The organism is Chryseobacterium ginsenosidimutans, from assembly GCF_039536845.1.
Classification (GTDB): Bacteria; Bacteroidota; Bacteroidia; order Flavobacteriales; family Weeksellaceae; genus Chryseobacterium; species Chryseobacterium ginsenosidimutans_B.
On the sequence record NZ_BAAAZJ010000003.1, the window covers coordinates 1,378,070 to 1,396,776 of the forward strand.

General features: G+C 32.6%; 17 protein-coding genes, 1 tRNA gene and 1 pseudogene. 14 read left to right on the top strand and 5 right to left on the bottom strand.

Annotation, left to right across the window (positions count from 1 at the left end; all coding sequences use genetic code 11):
• Positions 1 to 224: 224 nt before the first annotated feature.
• From ABD745_RS06550 to ABD745_RS06560, 3 genes and pseudogenes are all read left to right on the top strand, one after another.
• Positions 225 to 569: pseudogene (locus ABD745_RS06550) on the top strand (DUF4141 domain-containing protein); the annotation flags it as partial.
• Between the two features lie 331 nt (positions 570 to 900).
• Entirely contained in the window at positions 901 to 1,479 is a 579-nt protein-coding gene (locus ABD745_RS06555; protein ID WP_344826965.1) for a Crp/Fnr family transcriptional regulator, read from the top strand.
• A 72-nt stretch (positions 1,480 to 1,551) separates the two neighbouring features.
• Positions 1,552 to 2,478 (top strand): DUF4267 domain-containing protein, encoded by a 927-nt coding sequence (locus tag ABD745_RS06560; RefSeq protein WP_344826967.1) that lies wholly within the window; start codon positions 1,552 to 1,554, stop codon positions 2,476 to 2,478.
• Positions 2,479 to 2,608: 130 nt separating this feature from the next.
• Here the strand turns inward: ABD745_RS06560 and ABD745_RS06565 are convergent, their stop codons facing one another.
• The 5 genes from ABD745_RS06565 to ABD745_RS06585 all read right to left on the bottom strand — a co-directional run bounded on the left by ABD745_RS06565 (position 2,609) and on the right by ABD745_RS06585 (position 9,905).
• Positions 2,609 to 3,592, bottom strand: coding sequence for a hypothetical protein (locus ABD745_RS06565; RefSeq protein ID WP_344826970.1), 984 nt, complete (start codon positions 3,590 to 3,592; stop codon positions 2,609 to 2,611).
• 903 nt (positions 3,593 to 4,495) lie between these two features.
• Positions 4,496 to 4,567, bottom strand: a tRNA-Arg gene (locus ABD745_RS06570).
• An 84-nt stretch (positions 4,568 to 4,651) separates the two neighbouring features.
• The gene (locus tag ABD745_RS06575; protein WP_344826973.1) at positions 4,652 to 6,415 is read right to left on the bottom strand and encodes a TonB-dependent receptor; all 1,764 of its coding nucleotides are present in this window, start codon (positions 6,413 to 6,415) and stop codon (positions 4,652 to 4,654) included.
• A 31-nt stretch (positions 6,416 to 6,446) separates the two neighbouring features.
• Entirely contained in the window at positions 6,447 to 6,932 is a 486-nt protein-coding gene (locus tag ABD745_RS06580; protein ID WP_344826975.1) for a hypothetical protein, read from the bottom strand.
• Positions 6,933 to 6,941: 9 nt separating this feature from the next.
• Entirely contained in the window at positions 6,942 to 9,905 is a 2,964-nt protein-coding gene (locus tag ABD745_RS06585) for a tetratricopeptide repeat protein (RefSeq protein WP_344826978.1), read from the bottom strand.
• A gap of 251 nt (positions 9,906 to 10,156) precedes the next feature.
• On the opposite strand from ABD745_RS06585, the gene ABD745_RS06590 reads away from it, so the two are divergent.
• From ABD745_RS06590 to ABD745_RS06640, 11 genes are all read left to right on the top strand, one after another.
• Positions 10,157 to 11,965, top strand: coding sequence for an amino acid permease (locus tag ABD745_RS06590; protein WP_344826981.1), 1,809 nt, complete (start codon positions 10,157 to 10,159; stop codon positions 11,963 to 11,965).
• A gap of 134 nt (positions 11,966 to 12,099) precedes the next feature.
• Positions 12,100 to 12,438 (top strand): Mpo1-like protein, encoded by a 339-nt coding sequence (locus ABD745_RS06595; protein ID WP_344826984.1) that lies wholly within the window; start codon positions 12,100 to 12,102, stop codon positions 12,436 to 12,438.
• Between the two features lie 496 nt (positions 12,439 to 12,934).
• Complete coding sequence (locus tag ABD745_RS06600; RefSeq protein WP_344826987.1) at positions 12,935 to 13,762, top strand: GLPGLI family protein; 828 nt, start codon at positions 12,935 to 12,937, stop codon at positions 13,760 to 13,762.
• Positions 13,763 to 13,804: 42 nt separating this feature from the next.
• Complete coding sequence (locus tag ABD745_RS06605) at positions 13,805 to 14,002, top strand: hypothetical protein (RefSeq protein WP_344826990.1); 198 nt, start codon at positions 13,805 to 13,807, stop codon at positions 14,000 to 14,002.
• Between the two features lie 25 nt (positions 14,003 to 14,027).
• The gene (locus ABD745_RS06610) at positions 14,028 to 14,222 is read left to right on the top strand and encodes a hypothetical protein (RefSeq protein ID WP_344826993.1); all 195 of its coding nucleotides are present in this window, start codon (positions 14,028 to 14,030) and stop codon (positions 14,220 to 14,222) included.
• Between the two features lie 32 nt (positions 14,223 to 14,254).
• Positions 14,255 to 14,449, top strand: coding sequence for a hypothetical protein (locus tag ABD745_RS06615; protein ID WP_344826996.1), 195 nt, complete (start codon positions 14,255 to 14,257; stop codon positions 14,447 to 14,449).
• A 32-nt stretch (positions 14,450 to 14,481) separates the two neighbouring features.
• Positions 14,482 to 14,679 (top strand): hypothetical protein, encoded by a 198-nt coding sequence (locus ABD745_RS06620; RefSeq protein WP_344826999.1) that lies wholly within the window; start codon positions 14,482 to 14,484, stop codon positions 14,677 to 14,679.
• A 121-nt stretch (positions 14,680 to 14,800) separates the two neighbouring features.
• Positions 14,801 to 15,799 (top strand): grasp-with-spasm system ATP-grasp peptide maturase, encoded by a 999-nt coding sequence (gene gwsG / locus ABD745_RS06625; RefSeq protein WP_344827002.1) that lies wholly within the window; start codon positions 14,801 to 14,803, stop codon positions 15,797 to 15,799.
• Between the two features lie 52 nt (positions 15,800 to 15,851).
• The gene (locus tag ABD745_RS06630) at positions 15,852 to 15,992 is read left to right on the top strand and encodes a hypothetical protein (RefSeq protein WP_344827005.1); all 141 of its coding nucleotides are present in this window, start codon (positions 15,852 to 15,854) and stop codon (positions 15,990 to 15,992) included.
• Positions 15,985 to 17,073: a grasp-with-spasm system SPASM domain peptide maturase gene (gene gwsS, locus ABD745_RS06635; RefSeq protein ID WP_344827006.1), complete on the top strand. Its 1,089-nt coding sequence runs from the start codon at positions 15,985 to 15,987 to the stop codon at positions 17,071 to 17,073. The genes ABD745_RS06630 and gwsS overlap by 8 nt, the downstream gene beginning before the upstream one ends.
• A 210-nt stretch (positions 17,074 to 17,283) precedes the next feature.
• Positions 17,284 to 18,702: a sensor histidine kinase gene (locus tag ABD745_RS06640; RefSeq protein WP_344827009.1), complete on the top strand. Its 1,419-nt coding sequence runs from the start codon at positions 17,284 to 17,286 to the stop codon at positions 18,700 to 18,702.
• Positions 18,703 to 18,707 lie beyond the last annotated feature (5 nt).

The window sequence follows — 18,707 nt, forward strand, 5'->3', positions numbered from 1 at the left end:
ATTCTTAAAAGTAATGCTGTTAAAACGAGATGGTTAATTTCTCTTTGCCGAACTTACCTATTGCGGAAGTCTTAAAAAGGAGAAAGATTACTACAAAAGTAGCTGCAATAAATTGATGCTAACAAAGAACTAATCTATTGTGCCTGATCCATTGAGAATTTCGTTAAACATTATGATCTATATATTATTCAAGTATATAATTGCCTTTGCTTTATTAGGCTAGAATATTAGATTTTCCATCAACGGTTTCCAATGTCGTTAAAAATTTCAACGAAGTGAAGAAAGTCTACGAACAAGAAAGGGAATATTACGACAAGCTGAAGGCTATCAACAATCTAGTCAAAGATGCCCGTAAGGTGCAGCAGACCATTCTGCTTGTCGGCGATGTCTCAGAGATCTACGTCACCAATTTCAGTAAGATGATCAATGATCTCAACTTCAATGCTTAAGAACTGACGGCAATCGCTAACGGCTATTCAGCACTATTGACCGAAAGTACAGAACTGTTAAAAGAGCTAAAGGAGATCATCACTGCCAATGGATTTTCGCTCAATGATAAGGAAAGAATATATTTTAAATTGCTTTCAGGTCCATTCCCGCTCAAGAAAAAATCAAAATGGTACTGACCGCACGCATAAATGCCATGATTTTGGCTAGACCATGTAGGTTGTCTTCTCCTTGCATATTGTAAATTTTCAGGTCAAAAAATTGAAAGTGGGGGAGCTTGTCAGAGATTACTGTGCAGTGGAACTAAATGGCATGAATTGGAGGTCAGTGACTTTCCTGAGTGGTGATGGACTGTCTGGTGTAATGGATGACGGCTAATGACCAATACAATAAATAGATTATATTTGTTTAAGTGTAATGAGCATTTTTCTATCCTGAATACAGAATAAAACAATGACAAATAGATTAATTACCAGTATCCAATCTTTGATAGACCTAGACCTTGTAGAGATAAATACCATAAACTTATTGTTTAAAGAGAAAAGCATAAAGAAGGGGGATTTCTTTTTAGCGGAGGGACAGGTTTGTAAGCATGTCGGTTTTATAGTAAATGGACTTATGCGGTATTATATCAATGATGACGGGGAGGATAAAACCTATGCATTTGCGAAAGAAAACGACTTTATCTGCAACAATGAGAGCTTTATACCACAACTACCTTCATCAAAAAGCATTCAGGCATTAGAGGACTGCGAAATCCTTCAAATTTCATATAATGACCTGCAGACATTCTATCAGTCAATCAGGCAAGGAGAAAGGTTTGGGAGGCTTGTCATCGAGCAGGTGTTTATTCAGACTTTACAGGATCTCAGTTCCTTTTATACGGATACGCCTGAATATAGGTATGAACAGTTTATAAAAAAGCATTCCGACCTCCAGCAGAGGATCTCACAGTATCATATCGCATCTTATCTTGGGGTGAAACCTCAGTCACTTAGTCGCATCCGTAAAAGAATTTCAAATCTGAGGTGATTTATTAACTTGGGTGCATTAATTCTGAGCCAGGTCTATGGAACTTTGTTTCATAATTTAAACAATACAATTATGGCAAAGAATATTTTTATTGCGATTGCTTTCCTAACAGGGTTGGGATTAATTTTTATTGGAGCGAGATTTATGATCTCCCCGGAAATTGCTGAAGCCGGTTACGGAATCAATTTCAACGAACAGCATGACTATTCCTTTCACTACATTAAAGGTATCCGTGACCTCTTTACAGGTTTGCTTATCTGCATTCTGATGCTAAGTAAACAAACAAAAGCATTAGGGTTGACTTTGTTGCTGGGTACTGTAATCCCACTGATAGATATGTTTATCGTTTTAAGTAAAGATTATAATGGGTTTGCTCAGGCCATTCCGCACATTTCTGCTATTATCATCTGCTTTTTCTGCGGCATATTTTTCCTTAGAAATAATAATGTAAAAAAGACTGACAACACTGGCTTTGCTAAAGTCATTCGCTCAGTAGATACCAATGAGGACAGCACTATTGAGTATAACATCATGCCAGGTGAAAAGACGCCCTGGCATTACCACAATCTTTTTTCAGAGACGTTCGAAATAGTGAGAGGCACATTGGAAGTTGGACTAAAAAATCAGGTTTATCAAAAGAAAACAGGTGATATTGTAACGATACAACCTAATGAGAAGCATTATTTCCATAACACCTCAAATGATGACTGTCTGATAAAAGTTACCATAAGCCCCGGTAATAAGAACTTTGAAAATGCACTGTTGATACTGAAAGGACTTGCGAAAGACGGTTTGGCAAGTACCTCGGGAGTTCCTAAAAAGTTATCCGACCTTGCTCTGTTTATTTACCTGAATAACTCGCGGATGGTAGGCCCGCAAAAAATCGCAGAAACTCTTTTCAATTATCTTGCAAAGAAAGCTATAAAAAGAGGACGGTTGGAAGAATTAGAATTAAAATATTGCAGGGGTAGTTTCATTGGCGATTTTAATTTTGTCTAACATCACCGGAAGAAAAATCTGAGTACGTCAAGAATGTATCCATGAATTGAATTATTATTTAAACAAAAATTAGTGTTCACTCAAAGTCATTTCACCTTGCATTTTGTCAATGCAATCTTATATGATATTTTTATTTTAACTGACTTAAACGTGTAATATACTTTTTACACATTCTTTCTTGGTAAGTATCTGAAAGTGTTTTCCTAATTCCATAATATCCGCCTCCAACAATACTTAGACCAGTCAATATTTCTTTTATATATTCTTGATTTAATGCCATAGAGTTTTGTGCCAATGTATAAAATCCTAAAGGAATAGTTGCAGTATCAACTCCTAACTTTAATATTTCTTTTGTTATTTCCGTTAAAGATTTATTGTAGCTATCAATAAATTGTTGTTCTGTTAAACCATTTCCAATCATTTGTTCAACAGAATTAATCTCACCATTAAATACTTTAATTAGCTCCCTATTTTTATTCCTAAAATCTATCAATTGCTTAAAAGGTATAGCGTTTATATCTTTGGGAACTTTTAGTTTAATAATTCCTTGAATAAATTTGTTTTTTACTTTTATATTGGAGGGACTCACTTTTGAGTAACTAGTATATCTATCATAATCCATGTTATCCGTAATTATATTACTATTTCTGTCATTAGCAATTTCTCTCGCTAAGTGTGTCATATAAAGAAATGCTAAGCTTCTTGGTAATATAATTCCGTCATCATTTTGTTCTCCTATTTTTTCATCTTCACAAAATTTAAGCCATGAGTATGGAAACTTCTCTCCATAAATTTGATAATCCCATGTTTGTTTATTTTTCCAATCTCTTAAAATATTTATCCTATTAAAAAGAAAACTTGAGTCATATGTTCTTTTCATGATGTTTGACGCTTCATTTATTGCACTAAAAGAAGCCGTTTCTCCATGATGATATTCTGGAGAAAAAAAATCAACAAGATCTGTTTTTTCATGAACTTCTTTATACTCATCACTTATTAAGTGTTGGCGATTATAAGGAATAATACTTTCAAATTTATCTAAGTATAAAAGTGAAAATTTTAGCCATTCATTATTTGGTGGTTCAAAATTTGGATAATATAGAAACTTTTTCATAAGAGAGTTTTTATAAAATGTTACATAAAGTTTAAATATACGCATTGCATTAATATTAAATATATAAGTTATATTTATTAATTATATAAAATATACAAACAACTGTAAATCAATAAATTAAATTCAATTCATTTAGATATGCACATAAAATAATATTTCTGAATCTAATTACATAGAAAAATTTATTTTTACTCACCGAGCAAGATAATGGTACATATTTTCTATATCTCATTATCTATAATAAATCATTTATATCTATACAAAATTAAGACCTTGTAAATAGCTTTAAACCTACATTGATAAGCTGTTTACAATGTTTTAATTTTTGCTTGGTAAAATGTCGATTAAGCAAGGATTGCATTTGTATTTTTCACACTATACGTTGTGTCATTTTAAGCCTTATCTCTATCAAAATGGTATGAATTATACCGGATTTAATTTTAAAGCGAGAAAATTGAGGTACGTTCGGAGACTGTCCGAGTTTATTCAGTAACTAACTACTTTAAAATTTTTTAAAAAAATAGAAGGGTTAAGGTCTATGTATAAATCCGCCCTCCTTTTGGTGAAAAGAAAATTGACTTTTTTAAGGGCATACCGGCATCACGGATTTTGATTCTGGAAAAATAATTCTCAAAAAAAATATTTTGTTCTCCGAAAAAGAATACGATATTTTCGTAGCCGTTTTACTGATTCCTGTAAGACCTGCATTGCTATTGAATTATGAGAGTGATCGAACAAAGACAAGAAAATTATTTTAGAGATTAATTTTAATTGTCGCATGGTTTCACCACATATTATTCCATTTATCACATTTGCCTTAACCAAAACCTTGACCAAATACAAAATAAAGGTTTAAAAAAAAATCAACCCACTGTAAAACAGCAGGTTGTTTATTTACCATTGTGACCGCAGAAGGACTCGAACCCTCACTGTCGGAGCCGAAATCCGAAGTTCTATCCATTAAACTATGCAGCCGGTTTGGGTTTTTAGTGTGGGAGAGTTTTAGGGTTTATGACTATTAAATACGCAAATATTCCTTTACTCTAAAACTCTCTTACTCTAAAACGTAATCTTCACCCCTCCCAAAACCTGTGCTCCAAGAACTTTATATCCTTTGTACGTTTGGTATTTTGAGCTTAGAAGATTGTTTCCGAGTGCGAAAATACTGAAATTTTTGTGAATTTTATACTCTGCGGAAAGGTTTAAGTCTGCATAACCACCAACTTTATCATTGGTGTTCTCAGTAGACTGGTACATCATCGGACTCCCAACTCCCTCAATCATAAATGAATTCGTCGTTCTGTCGCTTGCAAAAATCCCCTTGAAACCAAGCAATAATTTTTGATCAAGCATGGTATATTTTGCTCCGATACTTGCCGTAAGCAATGGAACATTGTAAATATCTTCATAGTTTTTCAAATCAAATTTGGTGAATTTCACTTCTCCATCCAATACCAGATTCGCTAAAGGAAAATACTGTAAGCTTCCTTTGATGTCTCCAACATTTCCATCATCATAGATTGCGGAGAAAGTATTTGCAAAGTTATATGCAGATCGGTTTAATGTGAAATTATTATCAAATAAATCATTTGCTTTAAAGAACATAATATCCTTCATTTTTCCGTATCCTGCGGAAACATCGTACTTGAAAGTTTCATCAATATCACCCCTCAAACCTACATAAAAATGATATTTAGTTTCTGTCGGTCTCAAATATTGATCTGAAACGATGAATGGATTTTGTTGTAATAAATCAGAATAAGTATTCAGTTTTAAACCTCCGTCAACTCCTCCATAAAATTTGAATTCCTGAGCTGCGGCAAACTGAAACTCTGCCTGTGGAAACCAATAGGTTTTATTGTTTTTCATTTGCCCAGCCATCAGATCGTTCTGATTTTTTGAATTCAGGAACGAAAATGATGAACCTAACATCAAATAAGATTCTCCTTTTCTGAAAGTGACTTTCGGAGTCAAACTCGTATTAACAAAGTTCGAAGTATTTTTATCTCTAATTGCAAATTCACTCTTTACGGCTTCTAAGCCAACACCTAAATCGGCATTCAGATTAATTCCTGATTTTCCTATTTCAACAGCATGTTTTGATAAATTCGCCAATACGGAAACCTGATTTTCCTGAGCATCAAAATGGTCTTTTAAGAATGAAGATTTTACTCTCACATCATTCAGAATTTCATTAGAATAGAAATCGTAGTAACCGTTTACTTTAAACTGGTTTACCCTCTGATCCAAATCTACATCTCCCGGTTCCAGTACATAAATACCATAATAATTATAGCTGTTTAGGCCATATTCAGCATTTAAATTAAATTTTCCTTTATCTCCGTAAGAATTAAGGAAAGCTCCCAATGTTGTGGAACTTTGCTTGGAATCCCAAGGATATTCTTTTTTCAGACCTTGAGTAGAAAGAAAATGGGCATCGGCTCCAACTTCGATTTTATTTTGTAACGTTTTCGAAATATTAGCATCACCTAAGATCTTTCCATAATTACCCATTCCGAATTGCAGATAATTATTCTGAGTTGATCCTTGGAACTTCGGAGTTACGTCCTGTCCCTGAATCGTTGAAGTTTTGAAATCCGAAACCGCAGGAACGTCCGTAATATTGTATTGCACGGGATTCTGAGATTTCTCCTCCGGCGGATAATTTTTAATGGTTTCTACCGAAGTTTTCTTTTTTTCGATCTTTTTTACTTCCGGTTCTCTTTTTTTATTAAGAATCAGTTTTTCTTCTTTGATCTGGGAAAACGCGACCGACGAAATCCCTAAGAATAATATAGATAATATTTGAATTTTCTTGTTCATATTTTCTTTATTTGAAAAATATACAGTGGAATTATTTATTTGAAGCTATATAATTGCCCAATAAAGCCTTCCCAGCCTCTTTGTTGTAAGTTTTGCCCAATCTGAAGATATTAAACAGCCAAAGGCTCTGATAAACTTCTAATTTGTATTGATGATTTTTCGTTGTATTATGTTCTGTTATATTATAGTTATAGGAAATATAATAGGGAAATCTGGCCGGTAATAATCCGAATGTAAGCATGCTCCCCGCCATTGCGTTTCCGCATGAAGGAGTGTAAATATTCATTGGAAGTAACTGAAGTTTTGCGACATTGCTGCTGTCCTCAACTATTTCATAGATTTCCGAATGTTTTAAAATATCAAATTCTTGCTTTAGATCTTTATTGATAACAAAGATTTTCTGTTTTGAAGATTCTGCTTTTGTACTTCTGTATTCTTTCGAAACATTATACGCAGGAATACAGCTACACAGAGAAACAGCTCCAAGAAAAGAATATGTTAAAACTTTAATGTCCATTATTTTAACCTATTTTTTAATCTGTTTTTTTACTTCTTTAGCCTCTGCAACAATATCAGGAAAATCTTTATAATTTTCAATGATCTGGTCACAAGTATAACTTGCCTGATAATTATCTTTCAAGCCTACATAGTTTTTCGCCATCAGAACAAGGGCTTTTGCACCCCAATATTCTTCTGAAGCATAATTATTTGCCAGTTTGAAAATCGTTTCATTAGAAGACTTAAAGGCTTTTGCTTTGTTTTGATAGAATGCTTTTGCATAGAAAGCTTCTGCCGCAACCGATGTGTTGGAAGACTTTTCAAGAGAAGTATACGCTGTTTGCGCATCTTTGTCTTTTCCTGAATTCATAAGACTTCTCGCCTTGATTACTTTTGCCGTTTCAATTACCGCCGCAGAATTTTTATTGTTCGCAATTACTGCATCCGCTAATTTTTCAGCTTGAGAGAAATTCTTTTCATCTGCATATAACTTCATCAATTCTACATTCGCATAATTTTTAACGTTAACGTCTGAAGAATTTTTGATGTTTTCTAAATATTTTCTTGCTTCTGCATTATCTCCCTGCGCAATGTATATTTGAGCCAAACGGGTTTGTGCATCATCCTGATAATCATTTTGAACACCTGCAACTTCCTGTAAAACCAACAATGCTTTTGTTGTGTTTTTTGTTTGATAATAGCTTTCACCAAGTTCATATTTAGCCTGATAAAGCCCTTCTCCTGTCGGATTTTGAGTTAAATATTTCTCGTAATAAGAAATTGCATTCTTATAATCTTTCTTCGTGAAATATTGTTTTGCTGTTGATAGATTAATCTCATCTATTTCAGCAGCATCAACATTTACACCAATATTTTTAGCAAAGCTTTCATATCCTGCGACATCACCGTTTTTCGTGAAAATTGGTTTTGCTGCCTGAACGATTTTTTCTGCATAAGCCGTATTTTTGTACTGATCTCCAAGAATTCTTAATTCAGATAACGCTTTATCGCTTTGATTTTGATCAATATAATTCTGAGCTCTGTAAATTGAAGCATTGGCTACCAAATCTTTATCGGATGAAGTTTTAATAACTTTGTTAAAGAAATCATTCGAGTTGGCAAAATCATCCTGATCTGCATATGCTGTTCCGATTTCGTACTGGGCATCGTCCAGATAATCAGAACCCGGATATTTCGATAAAAGATTTTTTAAGTTGGTAATTTTTGCCTGAGTATCGCCTTTAAATCCTAAAGCCATTGCTTTTTGGTATAAAGTATAATCCGTTGCATCTTCGTTTTTGTCATAGATCGCAATCGCTTCATTCAGATTATTATTGGCATAATTAATATCTGCCAGACGAAGCTCTGCATCATTTTTAAACTCAGGTTTCGGATTCGTAAGATATTGTTTAAAATACGTTTCAGCCTGATCGAATTTTTTAGATTTAAAATATGCATATCCTAAATCGTAAGGCAATTGCTGTTTTTCGGGGAAAGTTTCGGAAAGCAACTTTTCATAACGAACAATTGCAGACGGATAATTTCCTTTCTGATAATAAACCTGACCCAACCAATATAAGGCCCTGTTATTAAATTCCTTATTAATATTAAACCCTAAACTTCTAAGGAAATACTGTTCAGCTTCATCATAATTTCCTTTGTTGAATTCTTCAGTTCCTAATAAATAAGAAACTTCCTGATCTACTTTATCGATATCAGGAGAAGAAGTTTTGAGCCTGTCAATCGCTTTTAATGTTTCCTTGTAATTACCCGAATACAGATAAGATTTCACCAAAAGTGATCTCATTTCTGCTCCATTGGCATCATCAGGATTTTCATTAATATAATTCTGAATAACTGTTGATGCACTTTCAAAAGGGTTACCGATGTCGTAACTTAATTTTGCATATTGTTCATGAGCCAGTTTTTTAACCTTCGGATCATAATTCATCTGATAAGACGAGCGGAACGCCGAAAGAGCTTCCTGCTTTTTACCAACTGCCAAATAAGCATTTCCAAGTTGATAATAAGCATTTTGAGCTAAAGCGGAATTGCTGTTCAGCAATTGATTATAATAGGAAACCGCTTCATCATATTTTTTAAGCTGAGCTGCAACAAATCCCATTTCATATAAGTCATTTTCAGACGGATTTTGCTGAACACTCAGATAATCTTTCAAATGAGGATACGCTGAAGTATAATCATTTTTCATGAAATAACTTTCACCAATAATCTTGTGAACTTCAGCTTTATAAGAATCGGAAATATCTTCATTCAACAAAGCGGTTCCTTCCGAAATTGCCTTGTCATAATCCTTATCATTGTAGTACATCTGAACGTAATAAGGACGAACCAGCTTAGAATATTTTGGCTGGTCTTTTACAGAATCAAAATATTTGAAAGCCTTATCGTTCTGTCTGTTCGAATAATACAAATGTCCCAACATATAAGCAATATCGCCTTTCTGAGATTCATCCGCTGTTTTGTAAGCTTCTTCCAATGCATCAGTTGCGCCTTTGGAATCACCCATCATGAATTTAGCATAACCCAGTTTCAGGATATATTGTGTATTTTCTTCTTTGGAAAGCTGATACTGATTCACTTTTTTCAGAGTTTCCAATGCTTTCGGGAAATCTTTTTTAGCTAAATAATAATCAGCCAGCGGAAGATTTGCCTGAGCAAAATAGGCAGAATTCGGATATTCTTTCATGAAGGCAGTTAAACCTTCTTCAGCATGATTTTTCTGAAGAATAACCCCGATCACATTATCAAAAAACTGCGCAGCTTCTTTTCTCGACCTCGACAAATTCTGATTATAGAAATACTGTCTTGCGTATTCGTATTGAGAAGCATTGTATATTTTGGTCTGATAAAGATTTTCGGCTAGATTGAATCTGTAGTTTTCTTGTTGTGTAAAGTACTGAGACTGCTGCGCATCGGAGATTCCGAAATACATGACAGCAACCGCTAAAAGTATTTTTCTTGATTTCATTAATTTTAAATTTTAATACGTGTAAGCCTGAAAATCAGGTCTAAATATTTAAAATTACGGGAAATATTTATCCACAATTTATCAACGAAAATATTGAAAAGATATTGTATAAACAAGCCTTTTAACACATTGTTAATAACTATATTCTTTTTTAAGACTTCTTAACTTTTTGATAAGAAACCTTAAGAAAATAAAAATTATTTCATAGAAATAATTACATTTGCTTTTTTCGAAATCAAATATAGAATTGAATGAATCAACTTTTTAGGAGGAAACCATTGAATGCTACAATTTTGGAGGGAGGTGATGGCGAAAACCATTCTTTGAACAAAGTTTTAAGCGTAAAAGATTTAACTTTTTTTGGTATTGCCGCAATTATCGGGGGTGGTATTTTCAGTGCGATTGGTAATGCTTGTTTTTCTGGTGGTCCCGGTGTTATTTTCTTATATGCTATTTGTGCCGTTGCATGCGGATTTACAGCAATGTGTTATGCAGAATTTGCATCACGGGTTCCGGTTTCAGGAAGTGCTTATACTTATGCTTATGTTTCTTTTGGGGAAATTTTTGCGTGGATCATTGGTTGGGCTTTAATTATGGAATATTCCATCGGAAACATTTATATTGCCTTTTCGTGGAGTGGTTATTTTACCAATTTATTAGAAACATTTGGAGTTCATTTGCCGGAGTGGCTCACTATTAATTATAAATCTGCGCATTCTATTTTTAATGATAATACGGCTTTTATTCAAAGTATAAATGATTATTTGTCGAATAAAGCAAATCTTATACACAATTCTCCTTTAGAAAGTTATTTAACTTCTAATGAAGTGAAAGGACATCTGAAAGAAGGACAAAACATTACAACGATTCTTCAAAAAAAGATAACAACACTCCAAAATGCGGAAGGCTTTTTAGCATGGAAAAATCCACCGCTTTTAGGAGGTTTAAAAGTAATATTTGATTTACCCGCTTTATTAATTAATGTATTAATTACCTATTTGGTTTACAGAGGAACAAAAGAATCTAAAAATTTCAGTAACTTAATGGTATACATAAAATTAGCTGTAATTCTTCTTGTAATTATCGTAGGGTTTGCCTATGTTGATATTGATAACTGGACGCCGTTTTTACCTAATGGTTTTGGTGGAGTAATGGCAGGAGTTTCTGCAGTTTTCTATGCTTATATTGGTTTCGATGCCGTTTCTACTTTAGCAGAAGAAGCAAAAAATCCTCAAAAAGATTTACCTCGAGGGATGATTTATTCTTTGGTAATCTGTACTGTTGTTTACATTATTCTGGCTTTGGTTCTTACCGGTATGGTTTCTTATAAAGACCTAGGTGTTTCAGATCCTTTAGCAGAAATATTTGCAATAAAAGGAGTAAAGTGGATGCTTTTCATTGTATCAATATCTGCGGTTGTAGCGATGACAAGTGTTTTATTGGTTTTCCAGATGGGGCAGCCTAGAATCTGGATGACAATGAGTAGAGATGGCTTAATGCCAAAAAAATTAGCTGAAATTCATCCTAAATATAAAACGCCTGCTTTTGCGACCATTCTTACCGGTGTTGTGGTGGGGCTTCCTATCTTTTTTACAGACGAAAATTTAATTTTAGATTTTACGAGTATCGGAACTCTGTTTGCGTTCGTTCTTGTTTGCGGAGGTGTTTTGATGCTTTCGCCACAAAGTGAGGAAGAAATGGCAGAAAGAAAAGGGAAATTTAAGATTCCTTATATTAATTCAAAATACATTTTTCCAATAGGGTTTATCCTGAGTTTGGTTTTGGTAAATTACCTTTTTCCAACTTATTTTTCAGATATGTTTAAAGATGTCGTATTGAATATTCCACTCATTACTTTTTTCTTAGTTTGTTTGGTGATTTCATTTTTGGCATTCCTGAAAAACTTATCTTTAATTCCACTTTTAGGTTTGATTTCCTGTTGTTATCTTTTAACAGGAATGAGTACAGAAAATTGGTCTTGGTTTGGGATTTGGCTGGTTTTAGGATTAATTTTCTATTTTTCTTACGGTAAAAAACACAGTAAACTTAGGAAAGCTTAATTTCAAAAGATTACAGATAAAATATAATAAAAGGCAAAATTGTGAATCACAGTTTTGCCTTTTTGCTTTTCTGCATTTTCTTAAAAATTGGCTGATTTATTGCTTTAGATTTCTTAAACTTAAATTAAAACGCCATGTCTGAAAGAATAAAAACCTTCAAAGAATTTTATCAGTTTTACCTTACAGAACACAGTAGAACAGGCACCAGAATTTTTCATTTTATAGGAACATTACTTGTATTTTTCGTGATCGGATATGTTATCAGTTCAGGAAAAGAAAGATTTTTGTGGTACATTCCCATTTTCGGCTATGGTTTTGCATGGTTTAGCCATGCTGTTATTGAAAAGAACAAACCTGCCACTTTTAAATATCCTTTATGGTCGCTAATTTCGGACTTCAGATTGTTTTTTGAATTATTAATTGGAAAACAGAAATTTATTGGAGTCGGTAAACCAAAACAACCATGGGAATAGTTTTTTAACCGGAGAGCTTTTACATTTTGATTAATTTAATTCATAGATAGATCCAAATTCTACGAATGTCTGTGATATTTAATTATTATAACTTATTATTTACATTTTACGATACAATCATATTAGCTTTACTTTTCTATTAGAGTTAATTTAAAATAAAAAGACTTTTTCATATAGTTGAAATTGGAGTGAATTAATGTCTTGAGAAATGGTAGATTTTTATTGAATTTTTTTGTAAAAAGATCTTCGAAGATATGTCTGAAAGATTAAAATAAATACATTATTGATTCTTTCCTAATACTTAGTTCTTTTCGCATTCTTATCTCTGACTCATATTTAGTAATAATCCCGTATTGTTTTCTCAGAATAATCATAAATTTTAAATAATCCTGAATGTTTTTTTGGAGAAATAAAAAAAAATAATTACATTTATCACTTTATTGAGAAATATTAATAGCATTAATTTATAAACGATGCAATACTATTAACCATTCATATGAAAAAGGAAATTTTACTATTTATAATTTTATTTTTTAGCCTAAAAACATTTGCCCAAACCTACAGATTTATATATGAATTGGAATATAAGGCAGATTCAACATCAAATTCTTTAAAAAAAGAAAATATGGTGCTTGATATTACCGATAAAAAAGTTAGATTTTATGATTATAACTTTGTAAAATATGATTCAATCAATAAAAATACCGGATCAAATATCCAAACCTCGTCATTAACTAAGCAGATGATTACTAGGGATTTAAATTCTTATAATAATAAACAGTATTTTACTTTTAATTTTGATTATTTTGTTCTGAAATCCGATGAACCAATTAATTGGAAAATATTACAGGAAACAAAAACAGTATCAGGTCTTGTAGTACAGAAAGCTACTGCTTCGTTTGGAGGAAGAAACTGGACTGCATGGTTCACTACTAGTATACCATTTAATGAAGGACCTTACAAATTTAGAGGATTACCGGGATTGATTGTCAATATACAGGATACTAAAGGTAATTATATCTATAATTTGTTAAAATCCCAAGTTATCAAAGAAAATTATGATACCTCATTTTTTCTGGAAACAAGATATGGTAAAAACCCTATTGAGATCAATCTGTCACAATACCAAAAATTATTATTAGATAATTATGGTGATCCTGTAGCAGGATATAAATCTACAATAATAAATGGAGGTACTGTTATGATTAACAATCAGAAAATTCAGAATAATGAACAGCTTGATGTCATGCGTAAAAGCATAAGAGAAAAGATTAAGAAAAACTATAATCCTGTTGAGCTGGATAAGGCAGTGTCATATAAATAACATATTAGTTATATCATATAATATTAATTAAATTTCAAGACTATGAAAAGAAAATTAGAAAAATTTGAATTCAAGGCATTAGACATCAAGTCATTGTCTATTATCAAAGGGGGAGATTCCAATTGTGGGACAGCTGAAACAAAGAGTAGCGGAGCTGATAGCGACACAGATTCAGACAGCGGCGGGAGCGATTCTGATTCTGGAGGAAGTACTTTAGATCCGGATCCATCTTTAGGTTAAAAAAAATTAATTAAATTTCAAGACTATGAAAAGAAAATTAGAAAAATTTGAGTTCAAGGCATTAGACATCAAGTCGTTGTCTATTATCAAAGGCGGAGATTCCAATTGTGGAACAGCACAAACAACCAGTAGCGGTGCAGATACTGACTCTGATACAGAAGACGGAGGCAGTGATTCTGATTCAGGAGGTCTTCAACCACCGGACACTTCTATCGGATAATTTTAAATATTATATCACTAAAATAATAAACCATGAAAAAAATAACAGAAAAGTTTGAATTTAAACTTTTAAATATCAAATCATTATCCCTTGTAAAGGGCGGAGATTCCAATTGTGGAACAGCACAAACAACCAGTAGCGGTGCAGATACTGACTCTGATACAGAAGACGGAGGCAGTGATTCTGATTCAGGAGGTCTTCAACCACCGGACACTTCTATCGGATAATTTTAAATATTATATCACTAAAATAATAAACCATGAAAAAAATAACAGAAAAGTTTGAATTTAAACTTTTAAATATCAAATCATTATCCCTTGTAAAGGGCGGAGATTCCAATTGTGGCACAGCTCAAACAACCAGTAGTGGTGCCGATAGTGATTCTGACACAGATAACGGAGGAAGTGACTCTGACTCAGGAGATAGTACTATAAAGCCGGAAACATCTTTAGGTTAAATAAAGATAATAGTAGCATAAATTGAATAACCCAATTGCAGGCTACATAAAAGTAATTATTCTATTACTGCAATATTAGAAGAGGAAGCCAGCTTCCTCTTCTATAATTTAAACCAATACCATGATAGTAATATTTAGTATGAAAGACGATTACAGTACCTTAAAGGTCTGTGAATGGATTGAAAGATTAGGATATAAATTTATTAGAATAAATAAAGAAGATAAGTGTGTTTTAAAATCCCTGCATCTTAACACTAATGAGGCTGTTGTTGAAATTAACGGTGAAACTTTAGTAAATTCGAAAGATGTGAAAGCTGTTTGGTATCGTAGAGGAGGCTTTATTCAAACTTTAAGAAATGAACTGCATTTTAACGACAACGAAATTTTGAAAGACAGCAGTTTCAGGCTTAATAAAATTATGGATAGTGAGTATTATGATCTCGCCGTTTTCCTTCAGAGAGAGTTTGAGAAAGGGAAGAATATCGGAAGTTATTTTAATTCAAAACTAAATAAATTAAATGTTTTGAACTTAGCCCAGTCACTAGGATTACATATTCCGGAAACATTTGTTTTAAATAACACAGAAGCTTTAAAATCCCTTATCAAGGAAGATAATGTTATTACAAAGGCTCTTAGTGACGGATTATACTATTTTAGTAAGAAATATGCTTATTATACTTATACAGAAAAAGTGGAGAAAAAGGATCTTTTAGATAAAAATGAATTTGCACCTTCTCTTTTTCAGCTACAGATAAAAAAGAAGTTCGAAATTCGGTCTTTCTTTTTAAACGGATCATTTTATTCAATGGCGATCCTTTCCCAAAAAAATTCTAGAACTTTGGTCGATTACAGAAAATACGATCGTGAAGTGCCGAACAGAAATATAAGATTTAAGTTACCGGATGATATAGAAAAGAAATTAATAAAATTATTTGAGGTATTGAATTTAAATACAGGTTCTGTGGATTTGATTGTTGATGAAGACGATAATTATATTTTTTTAGAGATAAATCCTGTTGGTCAGTTTTCTATGACTTCATCACCATGCAATTATAATCTTGAAAAAATTATGGCAGAAGAATTAATTAAAATACACAAAAGGAATGAACATAAAAATTAAAAAATTAAAAAATAAAAGGAGAACTAATATTCATTTTTTCTTAAATTATATAATGTACAATAAACTGACGATGAATGAGCAGTCAATATATACTTATTACAGTACAAAATATAGAGGCAGTCAGAATTATCATGCGAACGATAAATTGATTTCGACAATTGTTGATTTTTCTAAATTGGAAGAGCATGAATAACAGTGATTTTTTAATGATCTACAGTGATGTCATTATTTCTAAAGGAGCCGTTAAAATGATCCTCGTAGATACCTCAAGAAATAAAGTTTTTGAGCTTCCGAAAAGCTTTTTGTATCTTATTAAGGATTTAAAAAAATATCCGGTTGCAGAGCTTCGGTTAAAATATAATGATGAAAATTTTGAATCATTTATACAGTTTATTCTTGATCAAGACTTGGGAATGATGACATCCAGTCCCGAAATGTTTCCGGATATCGAACGAACTTTTGAAAGTCCTGAACATATCAATAATGCCATATTGGAGTTTTACTCTCCAAAATCTTATGATAAATACAGTACTCGTATCCAAAAGCTTGACGATCTGGGTTGTAAGTTTTACGAATTTCGAATTCATTTTTGTCTTGAGAAGGAAATGCTGGAAAATATTTTTTCAACAATTCAGTTCAATAGTCTTAAAAGTATCAATATACTTAGCTTAAATTCGCCGGAGATTAGAGATGAGCATTATTTAGATATTCTGAGAGAATTTCCATTTATTAAGAGTATATGTGTTTTTAACAGCCCTGCTGATGAAAATGTTAAGAATGAAGATATGATGAAGGATCAAAGACTGTATTATCTGAAAGAAAATCTTGATAATAAAAATTGTGGTAAAATATCTTTAAGTAATTTATTTATAAGGGGTACAGACCAGATTGTAGAGAATATATCTCACAATTCTTGTTTGCACAAAAAAATATCAATAGATAATGATGGCAATATAAAAAACTGCCCATCCATGCAGCAATTTTATGGAAACATTGACAAAGAAAATTTGCTTCAGGTGGTGAGTAATAAAAGTTTTAGGAAATTATGGGATCTTACTAAAGACAAGATAAGTGTTTGCAAAGATTGTGAATTCCGCTATCTATGTACAGATTGCAGAGCGTATACAGATCGAGATCAATTTAATGAAGAAGGGATAGATCTCTCAAAACCTTTAAAATGTGGTTATAATCCCTATACCGGAGAATGGGCAGATTGGAGTACAAATCCTTTAAAACACGATGCAATAAAATATTATGATATGATGATTAAATGATTTGGAAACTATTTCTACTAATAGCAGAAGTTAAAGTGTTCAAAAAACCAAACTTCAACATAACAAATCGTCCTTCAAACAGGGCGATTTTTTCTATAATCATGATCTGTCAAATTTCGATGATTTTTATTTTTTACTTTTATAACTGTCGATTTTCTTATCTTTATAACTAAATAATGTTGCACCAAACATCTATTATTAAAATATAATATGGGACAAAATACAGAAGTTCTACAACAATTTGATGCATTAATTGCAGTGCCTGAAGAGCAGTTGAACTGGTTGGAAGAACATAGCAAAATAATAGATTATGCTGATGGAGAGTTTATTACTGAAGAAGGAAATAAAATAGACGGACCTAATTTTATTCTCGAAGGTCGCATTTCTCTTTTCATTAAACAAGGTAATGAAAATCGGGAAATTTCAGTGCTTTCCAAAGGTAATATTTTTGGTTATCTTCCTTATTCGCGAGGTATAATTGCAGGAGTAAACATCAGGGCAATTGGATCTGTCAAAATAATGTCTTTTAATACAGATGAAATCAACACGATGATTCGGGATCATTTTGAGCTCACTCAGGCGTTGGTGCATATCATGAATAACAGGATTCGTGAATTTACAGCTCTTCAGCAGCAAAACGATAAAATGGCTGCTCTGGGAAAATTAGCTGCAGGTTTGGCTCATGAAATTAATAATCCGGCTGCCGCATTGGTAAGTGATTCTCTCTCTCTTCGTCAGCATTTGCGTTTAGAACCCGCCGCTTTTAAAGAACTTACGTCCCTGCATTTAGAAGCTTTTCAGGTAGATGGTATCAGCGAAGAATTGCTGAAAATTTTAGCTGTGACTGATAAACCGGTATTAAGTCTTAAAGAGAAATCTAAAAAAGAAGAAGCTATTACCGATTGGCTTGATGAACGAAATATAAATAATGCAGAAGAAATAGCTGAAATTTTTGTTGATTTTAATTTTACTTTTGATAACCTAAAAATATTTGAAAATTTGATCCCGGAACACGCCAGATCTCCGATTTTTAACTGGCTTCTCAATATTTTGGTGACCGAAAAAATGATACAGGATATACAGATGTCTTCAGGAAGGATTGCCGAACTGATAAAATCGATCAAAATCTATACACATATGGATCGGGGATCAGAAAAAATGGCATCCAATATTCATGACGGTATCAGAAATACCTTGAGTATTCTTGGGCACAAATTGCGCAAAGGAAATATAGTACTGGATGAAAGATATGATGAAACCCTTCCGTTGGTGATCGCATATACAGGTCAGCTCAACCAGGTATGGACAAATCTTATTGACAATGCTCTAGACAGTATGGAAATCAATAAAAAAGGAAAAATTATCATTACCACAGAAAGAGATCGGGAGTTTGTAAAAGTAACAATTAATGATGATGGGCCAGGAATTCCTGAAAATATAAAATCTAAGATATTCGACCCCTTTTTCACAACTAAAGAAGTCGGTAAAGGTACAGGAATGGGACTGGAAACCGTTCAGAGAATTATACTGAAACATAAAGGTTCCATAAAAGTAGAATCAATCCCGGGTAATACAACTTTTATAATATGTATTCCCATCAATAGCGCCATTACTTCCAATAATATTTAAACAAA